This window comes from Cryobacterium shii, assembly GCF_004402595.1.
In the GTDB taxonomy this organism is placed as follows: Bacteria; Actinomycetota; Actinomycetes; order Actinomycetales; family Microbacteriaceae; genus Cryobacterium; species Cryobacterium shii.
Map to the genome: position 1 here is coordinate 38,309 of NZ_SOFY01000062.1, position 15,185 is coordinate 53,493.

Here is a 15,185-nt window from a genome sequence, read left to right on the forward strand (position 1 = left end):
CATCGCGGTGCTGTTCGTGTTACCCCTGACATGAAGTCCATTGTGTACAGCCAGACCGGTGACCCGTCCGTGCTCCAGCTCGTTGATCGGCCGGTGACCGAACCCGGAGCTGACGAGGTGCGGGTGCGGACCGTGGTCAGCGGCGTGAACCCCACCGACTGGAAGTCGCGCCGCGGCTCGGCACCGGGCCAGGCGCTCGCGTTTGACGACGTCGTGCCCGGCCAGGATGGCGCTGGCATCGTGGAGGCGGTCGGCTCCGGCGTGCAGCACGTCTCGGTGGGCGACCGGGTGTGGCTGGCGCTCGCCGCCTACCAGCGCGCGAACAGCGGCTCGGCCCAGGAGCACGCGGTGCTTCCCGCGGAGCGCGTCTTCGTGCTGCCGGCGAATGCGAGCTTTGACCAGGGCGCGAGCCTCGGCGTTCCGGCCATCACCGCGTACCGCGCGCTGACGGTGGCCGAAGACGGACCGCGGCGGCTGCACCCGGGCGCACTGGCCGGCAAGGTGGTGCTCGTGGCCGGCGGAGCGGGTGCGGTCGGGCACGCGGCGATCCAGCTGGCCCGGTGGGCGGGGGCATCCGTTGTCACGACCGTGAGCGGGCCGGCGAAAGCGGCGCTCGCCACGGCGGCAGGTGCACAACACGTGCTCACCTACACCGACCCGGACGTCGTCGAACAGATCCGGGCGATCGCACCGGAGGGGGTGGACCTGATCGTGGAGGTCGCGCCAGCCCAGAATTCGTGGCTGGACCTGGCCGTCATCCGTAATCGTGGTTCGATCGCGGTCTACGCCAACAACGGCGGCGACCAGGTGACGCTCGACGTGCGCCAGCACTTCAGCCTTAACGTGCGCTATCAGTTCGTGCTGCTCTACACGGTGGGTGCCGACGTGATTCGGGCGGCGGCCGAGGACATCAACGCGGCCCTCGTCGACGGCGCACTTGCTGTGGGGGAGGAGTCGGGGCTGCCCCTGCACCGCACCGACCTCGCGCACACGGCGGATGCCCATGCGCTGGTCGAGAGCGGAGTGGTCGGGAAGGTGCTGCTCGACGTTTCGGTCAGCCGGTAGGAGCTCGCGGGCCAGGCTCGCACACGATGGAAGGTGCGAGCCCGGCCGGCAGTCAGTAGCCCCCGGCGCTTTCGGCGTGGGTGGCGCCGGAGAGCAGCGCGGCGCTACCGGAGACACCCAGACGGGTCGCGCCGGCCTCGATCAGTGCCGCGGCCTCTTCGAAGCTGTGCACACCGCCCGACGCCTTCACCTCGGCCCGGTCGCCCACAGTCTGCTTCATCAGGCGAACGGCGTGCACGGTCGCGCCGCCGGCGGGGTGGAAGCCGGTGGAGGTCTTCACGAAGTCGGCGCCCGCGGCGACGGATGCCTGGCACGCGCCGACGATCTCGGCATCGGTCAGCGCAGCGGATTCGATGATCACCTTGAGCACCTTCGGTGCGGGAACGCTCGCGCGCACGGCCGCGATGTCGGCCTGCACCTCCGAGAACCGGCCGGCCTTGACGGCGCCGATGTCGATGACCATGTCGACCTCGTCCGCGCCCTGCTCGATGGAAAGGGCGGCCTCGGCGGCCTTGATGGCGCTGTGGTGCTTGCCGCTGGGGAACCCGCAGACAACCGCAACCTTGAGGTCCGCGCCGGCGGGGATGCGCAGCGGCAGCATCGACGGGGAGACACAGACCGAGTAGGTGCCGAGCTCGACGGCCTCGGCGATGAGCGCGGTCACGTCTGCTGCGGTGGCCTCGGGCTTCAGGAGGGTGTGGTCGATGTGCTGGGCGACGATGGCCGCGCTGAGGGGGATGGTGGGGGCGGAAATCATGGTGTGTCCTTAGTTGGTGACGGGTGCGGGTGCGGGTGCGGGTGCGGTTTCGGGTTCGCCCTGGCGTTCCAGGGCAACGACGAAGACGCGGTAGAGCACCAGGCCGAGGGCGGCGACCGCCGCGAGAATCAACAACACCGTTGCGTAAGAAGACGCCTGATCGGTGCCGGCGATGCCCCCGAGCAGGTTGGGCTTCAGGTTCATCAGGGCCGCGGTGTAGGCGATGCCGATCGGCACGGCAATGTTGATGGTGAGGTTGTAGAAGCCGATGGCGATACCGGAGTTCTCGACCGGCACCCGCCCAATGGCGGTCGACACGAGGGGGCCGTACATCAACGCGAAGCCCATCCCGAACAAGATCATCGAGATCACGAAGATCCCGATCCACTTGTCCACCACCAGAGCCGGGATCAGCATCGAGGCGATGATCACGATCAACGCCGTGGTGATGGCCTGCTTGGATGTGAGGACCCGGGCGATTTTGCCGGTGGCCGAGCCGACTATCACGGCGGCGATATAGCCGGGGATCAGCAGCAGGGAGACCTCTCCGAGGTTGTAGCCGTAGATGTCGGATACCAGGAACGGGAAGAGGAAGGTGTAGCCCAGCTGGACCGAGTAGATGACGAACACCACGATGATCATCAGCGAGTATTGGGCGTTGGCGAAGAACGCGATGGTGATCACGGCGTTGTCGTGGGTTCGGATGTGCCAGATGAATAAAATCAGCCCCGCGACGACTGGCATCAGGTACAACAAGTTGAAGTTCTGCATGAACAGGATGATGCCGGTGGCGAACACCGCGATCAGGAAAAGCCCGAACACGTCCACGTGGCCCTCATTCGTTGCCTCAGCGGCAACCGTACGGAGCACGACCGGGATGGTCAGCAGGGAAAGCAAGGTGACCAGGAAGAAGGCCGCCCAGCCGATGTAGGTGGCGATGAAGCCGCTGCCGACGGTGCCGATCAGGAGCGACAGCTGGAAGGCTGCGGTGCTGAAGCCCAGGTATTTCTTCTGCTCGTCGCCCCTAAAATGCTTGGTGACGTAGATCACGTAGAGCGTCTCGGCGGCCGCCAGGCCGGCGGTCTGGATCAGCCGGCCGACCAGGATCAGCCAGAAGTTGGTCTGGAAGACGAAGCCGACGATCGACCCGATCGTCATCACGAGGATCGCGAAAATGATGAGTTTCCGGATGCTGATCGAGTCGGCCAGCGCGGCGTAGACCACGGCACCGATACCGATCAGGATGCCGGTCAGAGTGGCTTGCAGGCTGACGGTGTTGACGGGCAGGTTGAGACTCTGTGCCAGTGCCGGCGACATGAACTTGAAGCCATTGTCCAGCACCAGGGAAAACACGAAGAGGAACAGCAGGATGGGGACGGCCCGGGTCGGTGTGAAGACCTGGGTCGGACGCGGGGAGTGAGTCGCGGTGCTCATCAGATCAGTTCCAGCGCGATCTCGATCATTCCGGTGAAGGCGGTCTGCCGTTCCTCGGGGGTGGTCCTGGCGTTGGTGACGAGGTGGTCGCTGACAGTGAAGATGCCAAGCGCATCGACGCCCGCGGCCGCGGCGTTGGCGAACAGCCCTGCCGACTCCATCTCGGCGGCCAGGATGCCCATCTTCATCCACTTCCCCATGGCGTCGGGATCGGCGCCGTAGAACAGGTCGGACGAGAGCACATTGCCCACGTGGGTGCGTTGACCGCGCTCGTCGGCGATCCGTTTGGCGTGCTCGAGAAGCCGGTACGACGACAGCGGCGCCCATGCACCGGGCAGGTTGAACTGGTTCAGGTAGTTGGAGTCGGTTGACGCGCCCTGGGCGATAACCACGTCGTAGAGCTCCATGTTCTCCTGCATGGCGCCGCAGCTGCCCACCCGGATCAGGTTCTTGACCCCGAAGAAGTGGATCAGCTCGTAGCTGTAGAGCGAGATGGAGGGGATGCCCATACCCGTGCCCATCACGGACACGGGGCGCCCTCGGTAAGTGCCCGTGAAACCCAACATGTTGCGAACCTCGTTGAAGCAGCGGATGTCGTCGAAGTATGTCTCGGCGATGAACTTCGCTCTCAGCGGGTCCCCCGGAAGGAGGATCGTCTCGGCGATGTCCACCCCCTTCGGATCGATGTGCGGAGTGCTGCGCGTGGGGGGATACAGAACCTTCGTCGTTGACGGTGATCCGGCCCTCGTTGTGGTTGAACTCATGGTGACTCCTTCGTCTCTCAAGTATGAGGTTATACCTCTCAGGTCACATATCAAATGTGGTACGTTCGGCGTTGACAAGGAGGTCTCGTGACGACCCGTTTGGAACCGCACCCGTTCTTGCACCAGCAGCTCCACCTCACCGTCGGCCAGCCGATTCGAGTCGCCGTCTACACCCGGCTCGCGGATGGAATCCGCTCTGGCGTGTTCCGGCTGGGCGAAATGCTGCCGAGGGAGACAGAGCTCTCGGCAATGCTCGGCGTCAGCCGCACACCCGTACGCGAGGCGCTGATGCTCCTCGAAGAAGACGGGTTACTGGTCACCCGTCGCGGAGTGGGGCGATTCGTCACGGACTCCATCCCGCACGGCGGCCTGGAGCAGCTGCGGCCATTTGAGATCGCCTTGGCCGACCCGAACATGACGTTGACTGTCCAGCCGGTGCGCTTCGAATTGGAAGGGGTGACGGACTTCGTGTCCCACCGGCTCTCCCTCGACCCGGCTGCCAACGCCTGGATCCGCGAGAGCGTCTTGCTGCAGGATGGCGTTCCCGTTGCCACCGTTCAAGAGCATCTCCCCGCGGGGCGCTACCTCACCGATGTGAGCGAGCGAATCGCATCCGAACTCTCGGAGCTCGCCGCCGAACCACGCACGCTCCTTGCATCCATGCAGGCCAACGGCCACGTCTTCACGAACGGCGTGTGCCAGATCGTCGCGACCGACGCTGGCCCCACGCGAGCGAAACTGCTGAACATCGAGCCGGCAGCGGCGGTCCTCGTCCTCACCCAGACAGCGGAGCACGGCGGAGTCCCGATCTACGCCGCGAAATGTGTCGTCGCGCCCGGTCACGGGTCACTGTCGGTCAGGCAGCACAACCCGAACTAGTGGTGCGCACATGTACATCGCGATCACGTTGATGTACATTTGGGGCATGTCGAAGTCGAGCGTCACCGACGCCAGGGCGCGCCTACCCGAGTTGATCGCCCAGGCCAGCACAGAGGCCGTCTTCCTGGAGCGTCGCGGAAAGGTCGCTGCGGTGCTCGTGAGCCCCGAACAGTACGCGCGAATGCTAGAAGCGCTTGAGGATGCTGAGGATGTCGCGGCGTTTGATGCGGCGATGGCCGACGAGGGCGACAACATTCCCTGGGAGCAGGTCAAAGCGGATCTCGGCTGGATGTGAGCAAGTACCGGATCGAATTGCGCCCGGCAGCGGTCAAAGCCTTGCGGCGCATTTATCCGCAGGACCGTGGTCGGGTACAAGGCGCCATCGCCCTGCTGGGCGAATACCCTCGCCCGCCCGGGGCTAGAGCGCTGCAGGGACGGGACGGCTATCGGGTGCGGGTGGGCAACTATCGGATTATCTACACCATTCGCAACGACATCCTCGTGGTGGTCGTGGTCACCGTCGGCCATCGCCGGGACGTGTACGAGTAGCCCGTCGCGTGGGCTGAGTGTCACTGTCGGCGGCCGGCCCGAACTGGGGGCGCGAACTTCCGGGGGCCTGCGGGCACGGCTGCCACGCTGGTACCTCAGTGCAATCTTAGGGGGAACAGAATCACATGAAACGTCGTAGTCCTGCAGCGCCGCTGCTCCTGCCCTTCGTCACCTTCGGCATCTACGCACTGGTTTGGTTCGCGAAGACCAAGAACGAGATCAACCTCGTCGCGCCCAGCAGGATCCCGACGACGTGGCTGGTCATTCTCCCCATCATTAGCTACTGGTGGCTGTGGAAGTTCGCCGTGGGCGTCCAGGAGACCACCGGATTCAGCCGTGCCGGCGCGTTCTGGCTGCTTCTGCTGCTCGGCCCGATCGGCGCCGCCATCGTTCAGGATTCGCTCAACAATTCGGTTCCGGCGCCGATTCTGCGCGCCGGGTCCCCTCAGCCCGCGGTCAGCATCTGACCAGCGGATCGTCGATTGACCGCTTAGGGAATGTCGACGATCTGCTTGCCGAGCGGCATCAGCGCCACGGGGATCAGCTTGAAGTTGGCGATCCCGAACGGGATACCGATGATCGTGATGCAGAGCGCGATGCCCGACATCAGGTGCCCGAGGGCGATCCACCAGCCGGCCAGCACCACCCAGACGACGTTGCCGAGGAGCGACCCGACGCCCGCGCCCGGTGTGTCGACCACGGTCTTGCCGAACGGCCAGAGCGCATAGAAACCGATCCGCGCCGCCGCGATTCCCCAGGGGATGGTGATGATGAGCACGAACATGATCAGGGCCGCCAGCATGTAGCCGAGGAACAGCCAGAAGCCCGAGAACACGAGCCAGATCACATTGAGGAGAGTCTTCATGAGGATTCCATTCTCCCTCAGTTAGGCCGAGTTCGCCGAGCGAGATCGGTTGCGCCCAGGCCGGCCCGACGAGCTACCCCGCGGGGTCAGAGCGCCGGCTTCGCGGCATCCGTCACCGCGTCGAGCACAGCCCGCACGGTCCTCGGGTCGCCGAGGATGCGGAAGTGCCCGCCGACGCGCAGCCGGATGTTGCGGGCACCGACGAGTTCACTGCCCTCGGGGATGTGCGGGTCGAACTCTCCGTAGATGGACACGATCCGGTCGTTGACCCGGTGGTCCAGGCCGAGGTCGTGCAGGGCGGCGTTGGTGGGGGCGAAAGCACGGATGCTCGGCACGACCAGGTAGCGCGCATAGCGGGATCCGGCGAAGGGGACACTGATCGCGGTCATGCCGCTCACCCGGCCGTCGGGGTCGTGGGTCGTCATCAGCTGTTTGCCGATCAGGCCGCCCTTGCTGTGCGCCACGATGATGACGCCGGTCAGGTTCTCCCGCTCGAGGTAGGCGGCGACGGTCGCGGCGGCATCCGCCAGGGAACGGCGGTTGCGGCCCAGCGCCGCCACCACGTGCACCGGATACCCGTGGTCGTGCAGAATCCGGATCAGCGGTCGCATGAATGCCCAGGATTCGTACACCCCGGGGATGATCACGATTGGCGCGCCGGCCCCGGAGCGGAAGTCCGCCGGCTGGGCGCGGGAGAGGGCGGCGCGGGTCTGCCTCTTCACCGCGTAGACGTAGTCGAGCATCCACCATCGGGCATCGCGCAGAGGGCGAATCAGCAGACGGCGAATCATGGGGCGGGCCGGGTGCCGGGGGATTGCTGTGTGCGTGGGGCTTGCTGGGTGTGTGTGGATTGCGCGGTGTGTGGGGCCGGCCCGGTGACCGACGGATGCCGCTGGGCGTGTTCCACGATGATGGCGGCGGTCTGCGCGGCGGCGCTGTGGTGCACCAGGTGGCGGTGGCCCGCGATTTCCCGGAAATGCCCGTCCGGCGCGGCGGCGGCCAGCGCCGCACACCAGGCGCTGCCCGAGACGGGATCGTTGGCGCCCCGGATCACGAGGGTGGGGGAGCGCACGTCGCCGAGGGCCAGGTCGGTGCGGTAGTCGAGCATGGGGACGAGCTCGGTGGAGAACCAACGCGGGCCGCACTCGAGGTAATCGCGGAAGACGATCAGGTTGCCCGACGGCGGCTCCTTGACCACATCGCGGGTCAGGCCCATCGCCTGTTGCACGGCCGTGGCCCGGCGGGGATCGGTGACGGCGCCGATCAGAACCAGGCGGGGGACGGCATCCGGGCGTTGCCGGGCCAGCTCCGTGGCGAATTGGGCGCCCATCGAATGGCCGACCACGACCGCGCGCGGCACCTCGAGTTGATCCATCAGCCGGCCGAGCAGGGCGCCGTATTCCTCGATCCCGAGCGGTCGTCCGGGCTTGCGGGTGCCGCCGAATCCGGGAAGGTCGAGCGAATGGGTGTGCCCGGTGAGGGCCAGGCGCTGCTGGATCCGCCGGTAGTAGCGGTGCGACGCCCCAATGCCGTGCACCAGCAGGTAGGTCGGCGGCTCGGGCTCCGCCTCCGACTCGTGCTCCGACTCCGGCGCACGCGACGCGCTCGCCATGGAGTGCACGGTGAACTGCTGCCCGTCCACCTCGACGTTGCGGCCACGGTTGGCTACGGCAGCTGCGCGCCGTCGTTCGGCACTCGCGGGGTCGGTGCTCGTCACGGGGTTTCCTTCGGGTTCATGTGCGGGAAGCCTATCGCCCTGCGGGTTGGGGCGGTCCGGGCGGTCGCGGGCTGTGGCATCCGTCATTAATATGACGGATGCGCGCCGGATTCGTCACGTGCGGTCGCCGGACCGCGCTCGACCCCGCTCGACCCCGCAATCCCGCAGGATAGAAGGCATGGCCCACCGTCAACGCAAACCCGCCGACCCGGACGCCGCCGGTGGCCGGGCGGACAAGACCTGCGCCTCCTGTGGGCGGCGCATCGAGTGGCGCGCGAAGTGGGCCGACAACTGGGATTCGGTGAAGTACTGCTCGGCCGCGTGCCGCGGGCGCGGAGTGAGCGCGACCGACCTCCGGCTTGAAGAGAGCATCGCCACCCTGCTCGGTGCGCGGGCGCAGGATGCCACGATCTGCCCCTCCGAGGCGGCGAAAGTGGTCGGCGGCGAGGGGTGGTGCGACCTCATGGAGCCGGCCCGCCGAGCCGCACGCCGCTTGGTCGCCCGCGGTGAACTGCAGATCACGCAGGGCGGGACGGTGGTCGATCCCTCGACGGCGAAGGGTCCGATCCGGTTGCGGCGGGTGCGGTAGGGGTCTTTATTTGTAGTGGATTCGTCTTACACACTGTCTTATGATGTCGTTATGGCGGTGATCAATTTCCGAACGGATGAACGCGCGCAGCGGGCTTTGGACGAGCTGACGGCAGACGGATCGACTGTGTCGACGGCCATCCGGCAGGCGCTGGTCGATGCAGCTCGCCTGCGTCGGCGCGAAAAGATGCGATACGAGTCGGCCGCTCTGTTGGAGGACGACGCCGACCGTGCCGAGAGTCGCGCCGTCCTTGCAGAGATGGATGACCTGCGTGCGTGGTGACATCCACCGCTTGACCGCGCCGCGAGGAGTCCTTGGCCATGAACTAGCCGGTGTCCGCTACGCCATCATCGTTCAATCGGACGACCTTTCCCTCTCTACCGTTCTGGTTGTGCCCACCTCCCGTTCGGCCCGGCCCCAGAGCTTTCGGCCGACAATCAAGATCGGCAGCGAACGCACGCAGGTGCTCGTCGAACAGACCGCTGCGGTCGCGCCGGAACGCCTGGGCAACCTCGTGGGCCACGTCAGCCGGGCCGAGATGGACGAGATCGACGAGGCACTCCGACTGGCGCTACAGCTCGATTAGGCCCGAGCGATAATTATCTCTGCCGCGAACCCTTCGCCTTCTAGACTCGGTGAGATGACGAAGAAGAAGGCTGTGAGCAAGAAGCCTGGCCCTGATTCGTGCTCCCGCACAGGAAACAAGACCCGAGCCGAGCGGTTCGCCATCCTGGCGTTCGTCATGGATGCCATGACGAACCCGTTCGGCGGCGGGTTTGGCAGCGGCGCGCAGACCGTGCGCCCGCTGCCGTTGCTGGAATCACCCGCGACTCCGGCGCAGTTTCGCATCCGGGTCGATCTGGTCGGCGCGACACCCCCGCTCTGGCGCCGCCTCACCCTTCCGTCGGACCTGACCCTCGACCGGGTGCATCAGGTGCTCCAGGTCGTCTTCGGCTGGACCGACACTCATGTGTACCAATTCAGCCTCGAGTTCGGCCGAACGATGCCGCGTGAGTATTTGCGGGTTCGGGGGTCGTTGAATATTGCCTTCGGGGGTCGCGGGTATTGCCTGGTGGTGCCAGGCTGTCGCGCGGTCGGGGGCCAGCGACGCCCGACCGCGCGAGGCTTTATGCCGTGACCTGGCCGGCGGTGTGCTCTCGCATGTTGTGGCCGCCGGTCTCGACCCAGATGGTGTTGTGGACGATGCGGTCCATGATCGCGTCGGCGTGAACTGAGCTGCCGCGGGGCTGGGTGGTGCGAAGGCGTGGTCGAAGAGGCGGGTCCAACCGGTTTCCCAGGGCCAGTTCTCGGGCAGGTGCAGGGTGATCCGCCGGGCTGACGAGGCGATCCTCGGGGGGATGTTGATGAGTTTTCGGCGGATGGTCGCGGTCGTTGCCCGGGCCAGGCCGGTGCCGGCGGTTGTGGCGGTGGCGCGGGTGAGGTTGAAGGCGATCACGGCCAGGACGAGCCAGGCCGCGTTGGCCGCGAACACGCCCGAGGGCAGGTGGGCCAGGGCGCTGCTTTTCAGGTCGGAATTGATGAGCTAGATGTTATGCAGACGTCTGCATAACATCGATAGTGCGTATCCGCTTAGCTCAGCTAGAGTGAGGTGTGCCCAAACCTGATTTTCCGCGTTCGATTCTGGCGTTCCAGGAGTGGTTCGTGGATGAGCAGGCGTGCCTGGACTATCTCTTTGAGAGTCGATGGCCGGAGGGGTTCACGTGCCCGCGTTGCGGGGGCCGCGACGCGTATCCGATCGCCACCCGACGGCTGTGGCAGTGCGTCGAGTGCAGGTATCAGGTGTCGGTGACGGCCGGGACCGTGATGCACAAGACCCGGTTGTCGTTGCGGTTGTGGTTCTGGGCGGCGTACTTGATGGCTACCGGCACTCCAGGGATGTCGGCAAGACAGTTGCAACGCCAACTTGCGTTGAGTCGGTACGACACGGCGTGGACGATGCTGCACAAGCTGCGCCGCGCAATGGTCGCCCCTGACCGGGGCTTGCTCTCCGGTGAGGTCGAGGTTGATGAGTTCGAGATCGGCGGTGTGGAGAAGGGCAGGAGCGGCGGGCGCAGCGCAATCGCGAAGGCCTCCACCGGGATCATCGCGGTAGAGGTGAGAGGCACCGGTTCAGGTCGCATACGGATCGAGCTAATCGACGACGCGACCGCGGCGACGTTGTCTGGGTTCATCGAACGGACCGTGGCGGCCGGAGCGATCGTACATACCGACGGCTGGCAAGGCTACGCGAAGCTGGCGAGCAAGGGCTACGTGCACCGCCCGCGCAGTCAGGCTAAAGCCAAGCGTGACGGCGATATCGACCCGGTCTTGCCGCGGGCGCACCGGGCGATCTCGAACTTCAAGTCTTGGCTCCGCGGCACGCACCGCGGCGTGAGCGCCGAGCATCTGCAGGTCTACCTGGACGAGTTCATCTTTCGATACAACCGACGACGCACGCCGATGGCCGCGTTTCAAACCCTCCTCGGCCTCAGCAGTCACCATCCGCCGTCCACCAGGGCCGAGATCGTGGCCGAAGGCCCGGCAGCAGCAAAGCGAGGCTGAGCTGAGCGGATACGCACTACATCGATTATCTCGACGTTCGGGTTATGCCGATGTTTTCTGGAAAGTCTTGATCAAAGGAATATCCGGGGCGCATACGTCGGCATGATTAGAGCGCTTCTAGGAATTCAAGCAGCGGTCCGGTGGGGACGAACCTGTGGCTGGTGCTTCCGAGGGGCGCGATTCATGCCAGGGCGCGTTCTTTCATGCCGAGGTCGGCGTGTAGGTAGGCCTGGGTGGCCTGAGTGGATTCGTGGCCAAGCCAAAGGGCGATTGTGGTGATGTCGATGCCGGCTTCGAGCATCCTCATCGCTGTCGTGTGTCGCAGCGTGTGTGGAGTGATCGTTTTGTTCTTCAGGCTCGGGCTGGTGGCGGTTGCGGCGGCGCAGTAGAGGCGAAGTCGAGCCGCGATCGCATCGCGCCCGAGCGCTCTGAAGCTGCCTTGCGCTGTGAATATGGGGTCGCGTGGAAGCGCGTCGGGCCTCGCGGCGCGAAGCGTTCGGAGGGCGCGCGTGGTCTCCTTGTTGAGCGGCGTGATGCGGTCCTTGCGGCCTTTGCCGTGACAAAGCAGGTGCACAGGGGTGCTGAGCTGTAGATCTTGCTGGGTCAACCCGATCAGCTCTCTGACGCGGAGTCCGGTCGAAAAGACCAGTATCATCACGTGATCTCGCCGCCCGGTCACCGTGTTCTGATCGGGCACGGCCAAGAGCGCGTCGACCTCGGACTTTGTGAGGTAGCTGAGTATGGTCGTCGTCGTGTTCTTCGTCTTGATGGCTTTGGGAAGCCGCGCCGATTGCTGTGCACGCAGGGCTTGCAGACAGGCGGGTCGACTCACGAACGCCCAGCAGCTCTTGACAAAAAAGTCGTTTGCGCAAAGGATTGGCCGAATAATGCTCGTGTTTTTCTCTCCATGTTTGTTTTCGCACCTACCTCCTAGCGAAGGATTCTGATGAATAAGAAAACAGCAGTGTTGTTTGTGCCCGCGTTTGCTCTGGGCGTGGCCGTCTTGACTGGTGGCCCAGCCCTTGCAGCCACTGGTGACGCGTCCTACCAGGGGACGCTCGATTCGATCAACGGCAGCAACGGCAGCGGCACCTTCTCCATCCAGGTATCCGGCGACCAGGCCACAGTCACCCAGACCGTCAAAGGTCTGGCCGAGACCTTCGACGGTAAGCCGTACCCGCACGTACAGCACATCCACATCGGTGCGAAGGGGGAATGTCCCACCACCGCAGCTGACACCAATGGAGACGGTGTGATCAGCACGACCGAAGGTCAGCCGTCTTACGGAGAGATTGGCACAACGTTGTCCACCAGCGGCGACACGAGTCCGGCGGCCGGAACTGATCTAACGCTTGCCGGGATGGGTGCAAACTACGACTTTAACCGAACCTTCACTCTGGATGCCGCCACCGCGGCCTCGCTAGAGGCAGGAACGGCTGTTGTGGTGGTCCACGGTCTAGACCCGGCCACGTTGACGAAAGCGGCACAGGACGCAAAAAGTGACTTGGTTCCGAGTCTGCCCCTGGCAGCAACGTCGCCGGCTCTGTGCGGCGCTCTGAGCGCGTCGCAAGCGAACATGCCTGACGGTGGCGTGCAAACCGGCGGTGGCGGCACCTCAAGCGGTGCTGACATTGGCCTTCTCGCCCTCGGTGCCGTGTTCCTGACCGCGGCAGGTGGCGCGGTGATGATTCGTCGGCGCCTTGCCGCGTGAGGTTGAGATCGTTTGATCGCCGGTGATAAACCCGGCTGGGAACCGTCGCCGCGGTAGCCGTCTGGCTACCGCGGCGACGGTTCTGCTCTTCACCGTCGGCTGTACGGCGACCGGTTTCGCCCTGTGGGGCAACCCTCCTCCTCCACGACCACCAGCCTCGGCCGCCGTGGCGGCTCCCGCTCAGAAGCCCGTCTCCGATACGCCCTCACGGGAGCCCCTCTCCGCGCCGCCGACTCCGCGGGTTGACCAGGNGTCTCCGATACGCCCTCACGGGAGCCCCTCTCCGCGCCGCCGACTCCGCGGGTTGACCAGGTTGTTGGCCCGACCTTGACCGCCTCCGAGCCCACCCAAATCAACATCCCCGCGATTGAAGTGGACTCCGTCCTGATGCAATTGGGACTGAATCCTGACGGCACGGTGCAGACGCCGTCGTTGGACGAAGCCTCTCCTGCCGGCTGGTACACCGGCTCGCCCACCCCTGGCGCGATCGGACCCTCCGTCATCTTGGGTCACGTCGACTCCAGAGTGCAGGGGCGCGCGGTGTTTTACCGACTTGGCGATATGCGTCCCGGCGATGAGATTTTGGTTACTCGAGCCGATGCGACAGTGGCCGTGTTCGTGGTCGACGGAGTGGAAGAATATTCGAAAGATGAGTTTCCGCAGTTCACCGTCTACGGCAACACTGACCATGCGGGACTGCGACTGATCACCTGCGGTGGAGAGTTCAACGAAACCACTCGTACGTATCCAGACAACGTTGTCGTCTATGCCAGCTTGGTGTCCAGCCATGCGGCGTAGCAGGACTAAGCCGCAATATCGTTCAGTTAAGAGTTTGAGTGGTGATTTCTGGCTCGTGGAGGGGTTGTGGCCAGTGCGTGTGGTGGAAGCGCTTGGCGGGCCACTTCGAGACCTTGCGTTTGATGACGCGAGGGTTTGATCGCCGTCGTCGCGCCGGCTTCATACGCCGGACGAGGGCGAGGATGGCGTGGTGCCAGACCGCTTGGTTGCGTCCCCCTGAGTAGCGTAGTTCCCGGGTTTCGATCGTTGGATTAACAACGTAGGAAATCACCGTGCGATGGTCAGCGAGAACCGTTCAAAGTTCCTCCCAGAAAGACACATCACACGATGGCTCTAGACCAGTCTGCCCAGCTTGACCTCCTCGCGGAACTCAAGCTCACCCGTGTCCCCGATCGCATCCGCGTCGCGACGGAAACTCTCTGCCAAGAACTCATCGATGCCGAGGCCACCGCCCTCATAGGTGCCAGCCGTTTCCATCTGATCAAGGACGCCACCGCCTATCTAGCCAAGTCCAAGTCCAGTGGCCTCGACATGTCCCTGGGGTACCGAACGATCGACCTCTCCTTGGGGAAGGATCAGCGGAAAGCCATGGATGACGCGGACCTGGCGTTTCGCGCGCTCCATGATGACCGCATCGCCAACGCACTGGTCGGGTTCCGGGCCTTGAACTTGGACGTGCCGAGAGCGGAGATGACGACCGTCTATGCGGAGTAAGGCTCGGATTCGCCGATCACCTTGATGGATCAGGAGAGCCGAAAAGTCAGCGCCTTCTTCGCCGCGAAGCAACGATGAACGACTATTTCGTCTTCATCTTGACGGAGAAGGCCTCCTTTCCCATTGACTGGATGTGCCAGAAGCTGAAGGTCTCCCGGGCCTCGTTCTACCGCTGGTTGCGCCCGAACGTGCCGACGCCGACCCAGGTCCGCCACGACGAGCTCGACGCTCACGTCGTGCGCGTCTACACGCGGGAGAAGGGCAGGGCCGGCCGGGACCAGATCACCACGATCCTGGGCCAGGAAGGCGTCAACATCGCCTGCGGCACGGTCGGGTCCATCCTGGGCGACCACGGCCTCCGCGCCGTCCGGATGCGGGCGTGGAAGAACACCACGACTGTCGCCCCGGACGCTCGGACCGAGCACATCCAGAACCACATGCTCGATCAGGAGGGGACGCGCGACTTCACGTCGACCGTCCCGGGAACCCGGTTCTGCGGGGATATCACCTACCTGCGCACTGGCTCCGGATGGCTCTACCTGGCGACCGTGATCGACCTCTGCACCCGGATGGTGGTGGGCTGGTCGATGGCCAGCCACATGCGCACCAGCCTGATCATCGGCGCCCTAGAAATGGCGCGCGACCACGGCCACCTCGACACGGCCGGCGCCATTTTCCACTCCGACCGTGGCACCCAGGGCGGATTCAACCGGTCGTCGCAACACCTCGATTATGGAGGTGGAATATGGGACGTCCGAAGGGTTGGATGGCCACGCAACTC

21 protein-coding genes and 2 pseudogenes are annotated in these 15,185 nt (G+C 65.0%); 14 read left to right on the plus strand and 9 right to left on the minus strand.

Annotated elements, in window-relative coordinates; translation table 11 throughout:
- Positions 1 to 30: 30 nt before the first annotated feature.
- The gene (locus tag E3O49_RS11565; protein ID WP_134451642.1) at positions 31 to 1,065 is read left to right on the plus strand and encodes an NADPH:quinone reductase; all 1,035 of its coding nucleotides are present in this window, start codon (positions 31 to 33) and stop codon (positions 1,063 to 1,065) included.
- A gap of 52 nt (positions 1,066 to 1,117) precedes the next feature.
- Here the strand turns inward: E3O49_RS11565 and deoC are convergent, their stop codons facing one another.
- From deoC to deoD, 3 genes are read right to left on the minus strand one after another with little or no spacing between them, the layout of a single operon-like run.
- On the minus strand, positions 1,118 to 1,822 hold the full coding sequence (deoC, locus tag E3O49_RS11570; RefSeq protein WP_134403361.1) for a deoxyribose-phosphate aldolase: 705 nt from the start codon (positions 1,820 to 1,822) through the stop codon (positions 1,118 to 1,120).
- 9 nt (positions 1,823 to 1,831) lie between these two features.
- Positions 1,832 to 3,256, minus strand: coding sequence for an MFS transporter (locus tag E3O49_RS11575; RefSeq protein WP_134451644.1), 1,425 nt, complete (start codon positions 3,254 to 3,256; stop codon positions 1,832 to 1,834).
- The gene (gene deoD / locus E3O49_RS11580; RefSeq protein ID WP_134403363.1) at positions 3,256 to 4,020 is read right to left on the minus strand and encodes a purine-nucleoside phosphorylase; all 765 of its coding nucleotides are present in this window, start codon (positions 4,018 to 4,020) and stop codon (positions 3,256 to 3,258) included. Before deoD ends, E3O49_RS11575 begins: the two co-directional genes overlap by 1 nt.
- A gap of 87 nt (positions 4,021 to 4,107) precedes the next feature.
- Here deoD and E3O49_RS11585 point away from each other — a divergent pair, with 87 nt between their 5' ends.
- From E3O49_RS11585 to E3O49_RS11600, 4 genes are all read left to right on the plus strand, one after another.
- Positions 4,108 to 4,899: a GntR family transcriptional regulator gene (locus tag E3O49_RS11585; RefSeq protein WP_134365508.1), complete on the plus strand. Its 792-nt coding sequence runs from the start codon at positions 4,108 to 4,110 to the stop codon at positions 4,897 to 4,899.
- Between the two features lie 10 nt (positions 4,900 to 4,909).
- The gene (locus E3O49_RS11590) at positions 4,910 to 5,194 is read left to right on the plus strand and encodes a type II toxin-antitoxin system Phd/YefM family antitoxin (protein ID WP_241976249.1); all 285 of its coding nucleotides are present in this window, start codon (positions 4,910 to 4,912) and stop codon (positions 5,192 to 5,194) included.
- Positions 5,191 to 5,448: a type II toxin-antitoxin system RelE family toxin gene (locus tag E3O49_RS11595; protein ID WP_134403365.1), complete on the plus strand. Its 258-nt coding sequence runs from the start codon at positions 5,191 to 5,193 to the stop codon at positions 5,446 to 5,448. Before E3O49_RS11590 ends, E3O49_RS11595 begins: the two co-directional genes overlap by 4 nt.
- Positions 5,449 to 5,573: 125 nt before the next feature.
- A complete protein-coding gene (locus E3O49_RS11600) occupies positions 5,574 to 5,915 on the plus strand; it encodes a DUF4234 domain-containing protein (RefSeq protein WP_134365506.1) in 342 nt (113 codons plus the stop codon).
- 23 nt (positions 5,916 to 5,938) lie between these two features.
- Here E3O49_RS11600 and E3O49_RS11605 read toward each other — a convergent pair whose 3' ends face one another.
- The 3 genes from E3O49_RS11605 to E3O49_RS11615 form a co-directional block, all read right to left on the minus strand.
- On the minus strand, positions 5,939 to 6,313 hold the full coding sequence (locus E3O49_RS11605; RefSeq protein WP_134403366.1) for a YccF domain-containing protein: 375 nt from the start codon (positions 6,311 to 6,313) through the stop codon (positions 5,939 to 5,941).
- 86 nt (positions 6,314 to 6,399) lie between these two features.
- Positions 6,400 to 7,104, minus strand: a complete 705-nt coding sequence (locus E3O49_RS11610; RefSeq protein ID WP_174235706.1) for an esterase/lipase family protein — start codon at positions 7,102 to 7,104, stop codon at positions 6,400 to 6,402.
- On the minus strand, positions 7,101 to 8,030 hold the full coding sequence (locus tag E3O49_RS11615) for an alpha/beta fold hydrolase (protein WP_160141100.1): 930 nt from the start codon (positions 8,028 to 8,030) through the stop codon (positions 7,101 to 7,103). The genes E3O49_RS11610 and E3O49_RS11615 overlap by 4 nt, the downstream gene beginning before the upstream one ends.
- Positions 8,031 to 8,208: 178 nt before the next feature.
- Between E3O49_RS11615 and E3O49_RS11620 the strand changes: the two genes are divergently transcribed.
- From E3O49_RS11620 to E3O49_RS11635, 4 genes are read left to right on the plus strand one after another with little or no spacing between them, the layout of a single operon-like run.
- Positions 8,209 to 8,619: a DUF2256 and DUF3253 domain-containing protein gene (locus E3O49_RS11620; RefSeq protein ID WP_134365503.1), complete on the plus strand. Its 411-nt coding sequence runs from the start codon at positions 8,209 to 8,211 to the stop codon at positions 8,617 to 8,619.
- 51 nt (positions 8,620 to 8,670) lie between these two features.
- Entirely contained in the window at positions 8,671 to 8,901 is a 231-nt protein-coding gene (locus E3O49_RS11625) for a hypothetical protein (RefSeq protein ID WP_134365502.1), read from the plus strand.
- The gene (locus tag E3O49_RS11630) at positions 8,882 to 9,205 is read left to right on the plus strand and encodes a type II toxin-antitoxin system PemK/MazF family toxin (protein ID WP_241976251.1); all 324 of its coding nucleotides are present in this window, start codon (positions 8,882 to 8,884) and stop codon (positions 9,203 to 9,205) included. The genes E3O49_RS11625 and E3O49_RS11630 overlap by 20 nt, the downstream gene beginning before the upstream one ends.
- Before the next feature lie 54 nt (positions 9,206 to 9,259).
- Positions 9,260 to 9,757 (plus strand): IS1096 element passenger TnpR family protein, encoded by a 498-nt coding sequence (locus E3O49_RS11635; RefSeq protein WP_241976253.1) that lies wholly within the window; start codon positions 9,260 to 9,262, stop codon positions 9,755 to 9,757.
- Here E3O49_RS11635 and E3O49_RS18860 read toward each other — a convergent pair.
- Both E3O49_RS18860 and E3O49_RS11640 read right to left on the minus strand, forming a co-directional pair.
- Positions 9,747 to 9,905 (minus strand): hypothetical protein, encoded by a 159-nt coding sequence (locus tag E3O49_RS18860; protein ID WP_160141101.1) that lies wholly within the window; start codon positions 9,903 to 9,905, stop codon positions 9,747 to 9,749. The two genes, E3O49_RS11635 and E3O49_RS18860, sit on opposite strands and share 11 nt — an antisense overlap.
- Positions 9,869 to 10,159: pseudogene (locus E3O49_RS11640) on the minus strand (transposase); the annotation flags it as partial. The pseudogene E3O49_RS11640 and the gene E3O49_RS18860, both read right to left, overlap by 37 nt.
- A 71-nt stretch (positions 10,160 to 10,230) precedes the next feature.
- Here E3O49_RS11640 and E3O49_RS11645 point away from each other — a divergent pair.
- Positions 10,231 to 11,181, plus strand: coding sequence for an IS1595 family transposase (locus tag E3O49_RS11645; protein WP_134403368.1), 951 nt, complete (start codon positions 10,231 to 10,233; stop codon positions 11,179 to 11,181).
- 181 nt (positions 11,182 to 11,362) lie between these two features.
- On the opposite strand, the gene E3O49_RS16605 is transcribed toward E3O49_RS11645, so the two are convergent.
- A complete protein-coding gene (locus E3O49_RS16605) occupies positions 11,363 to 12,013 on the minus strand; it encodes a tyrosine-type recombinase/integrase (RefSeq protein ID WP_160141102.1) in 651 nt (216 codons plus the stop codon).
- Positions 12,014 to 12,127: 114 nt separating this feature from the next.
- On the opposite strand from E3O49_RS16605, the gene E3O49_RS11655 reads away from it, so the two are divergent.
- The 4 genes and pseudogenes from E3O49_RS11655 to E3O49_RS11675 all read left to right on the plus strand — a co-directional run.
- Complete coding sequence (locus E3O49_RS11655; protein WP_134366210.1) at positions 12,128 to 12,892, plus strand: hypothetical protein; 765 nt, start codon at positions 12,128 to 12,130, stop codon at positions 12,890 to 12,892.
- Between the two features lie 327 nt (positions 12,893 to 13,219).
- Positions 13,220 to 13,690, plus strand: coding sequence for a class F sortase (locus E3O49_RS16850; RefSeq protein WP_134403369.1), 471 nt, complete (start codon positions 13,220 to 13,222; stop codon positions 13,688 to 13,690).
- Between the two features lie 327 nt (positions 13,691 to 14,017).
- Positions 14,018 to 14,159, plus strand: a pseudogene (locus E3O49_RS19040) (IS256 family transposase); the annotation flags it as partial.
- A gap of 319 nt (positions 14,160 to 14,478) precedes the next feature.
- On the plus strand, positions 14,479 to 15,185 hold a 707-nt coding region (locus tag E3O49_RS11675; RefSeq protein ID WP_160141103.1), incomplete at its 3' end, for a DDE-type integrase/transposase/recombinase.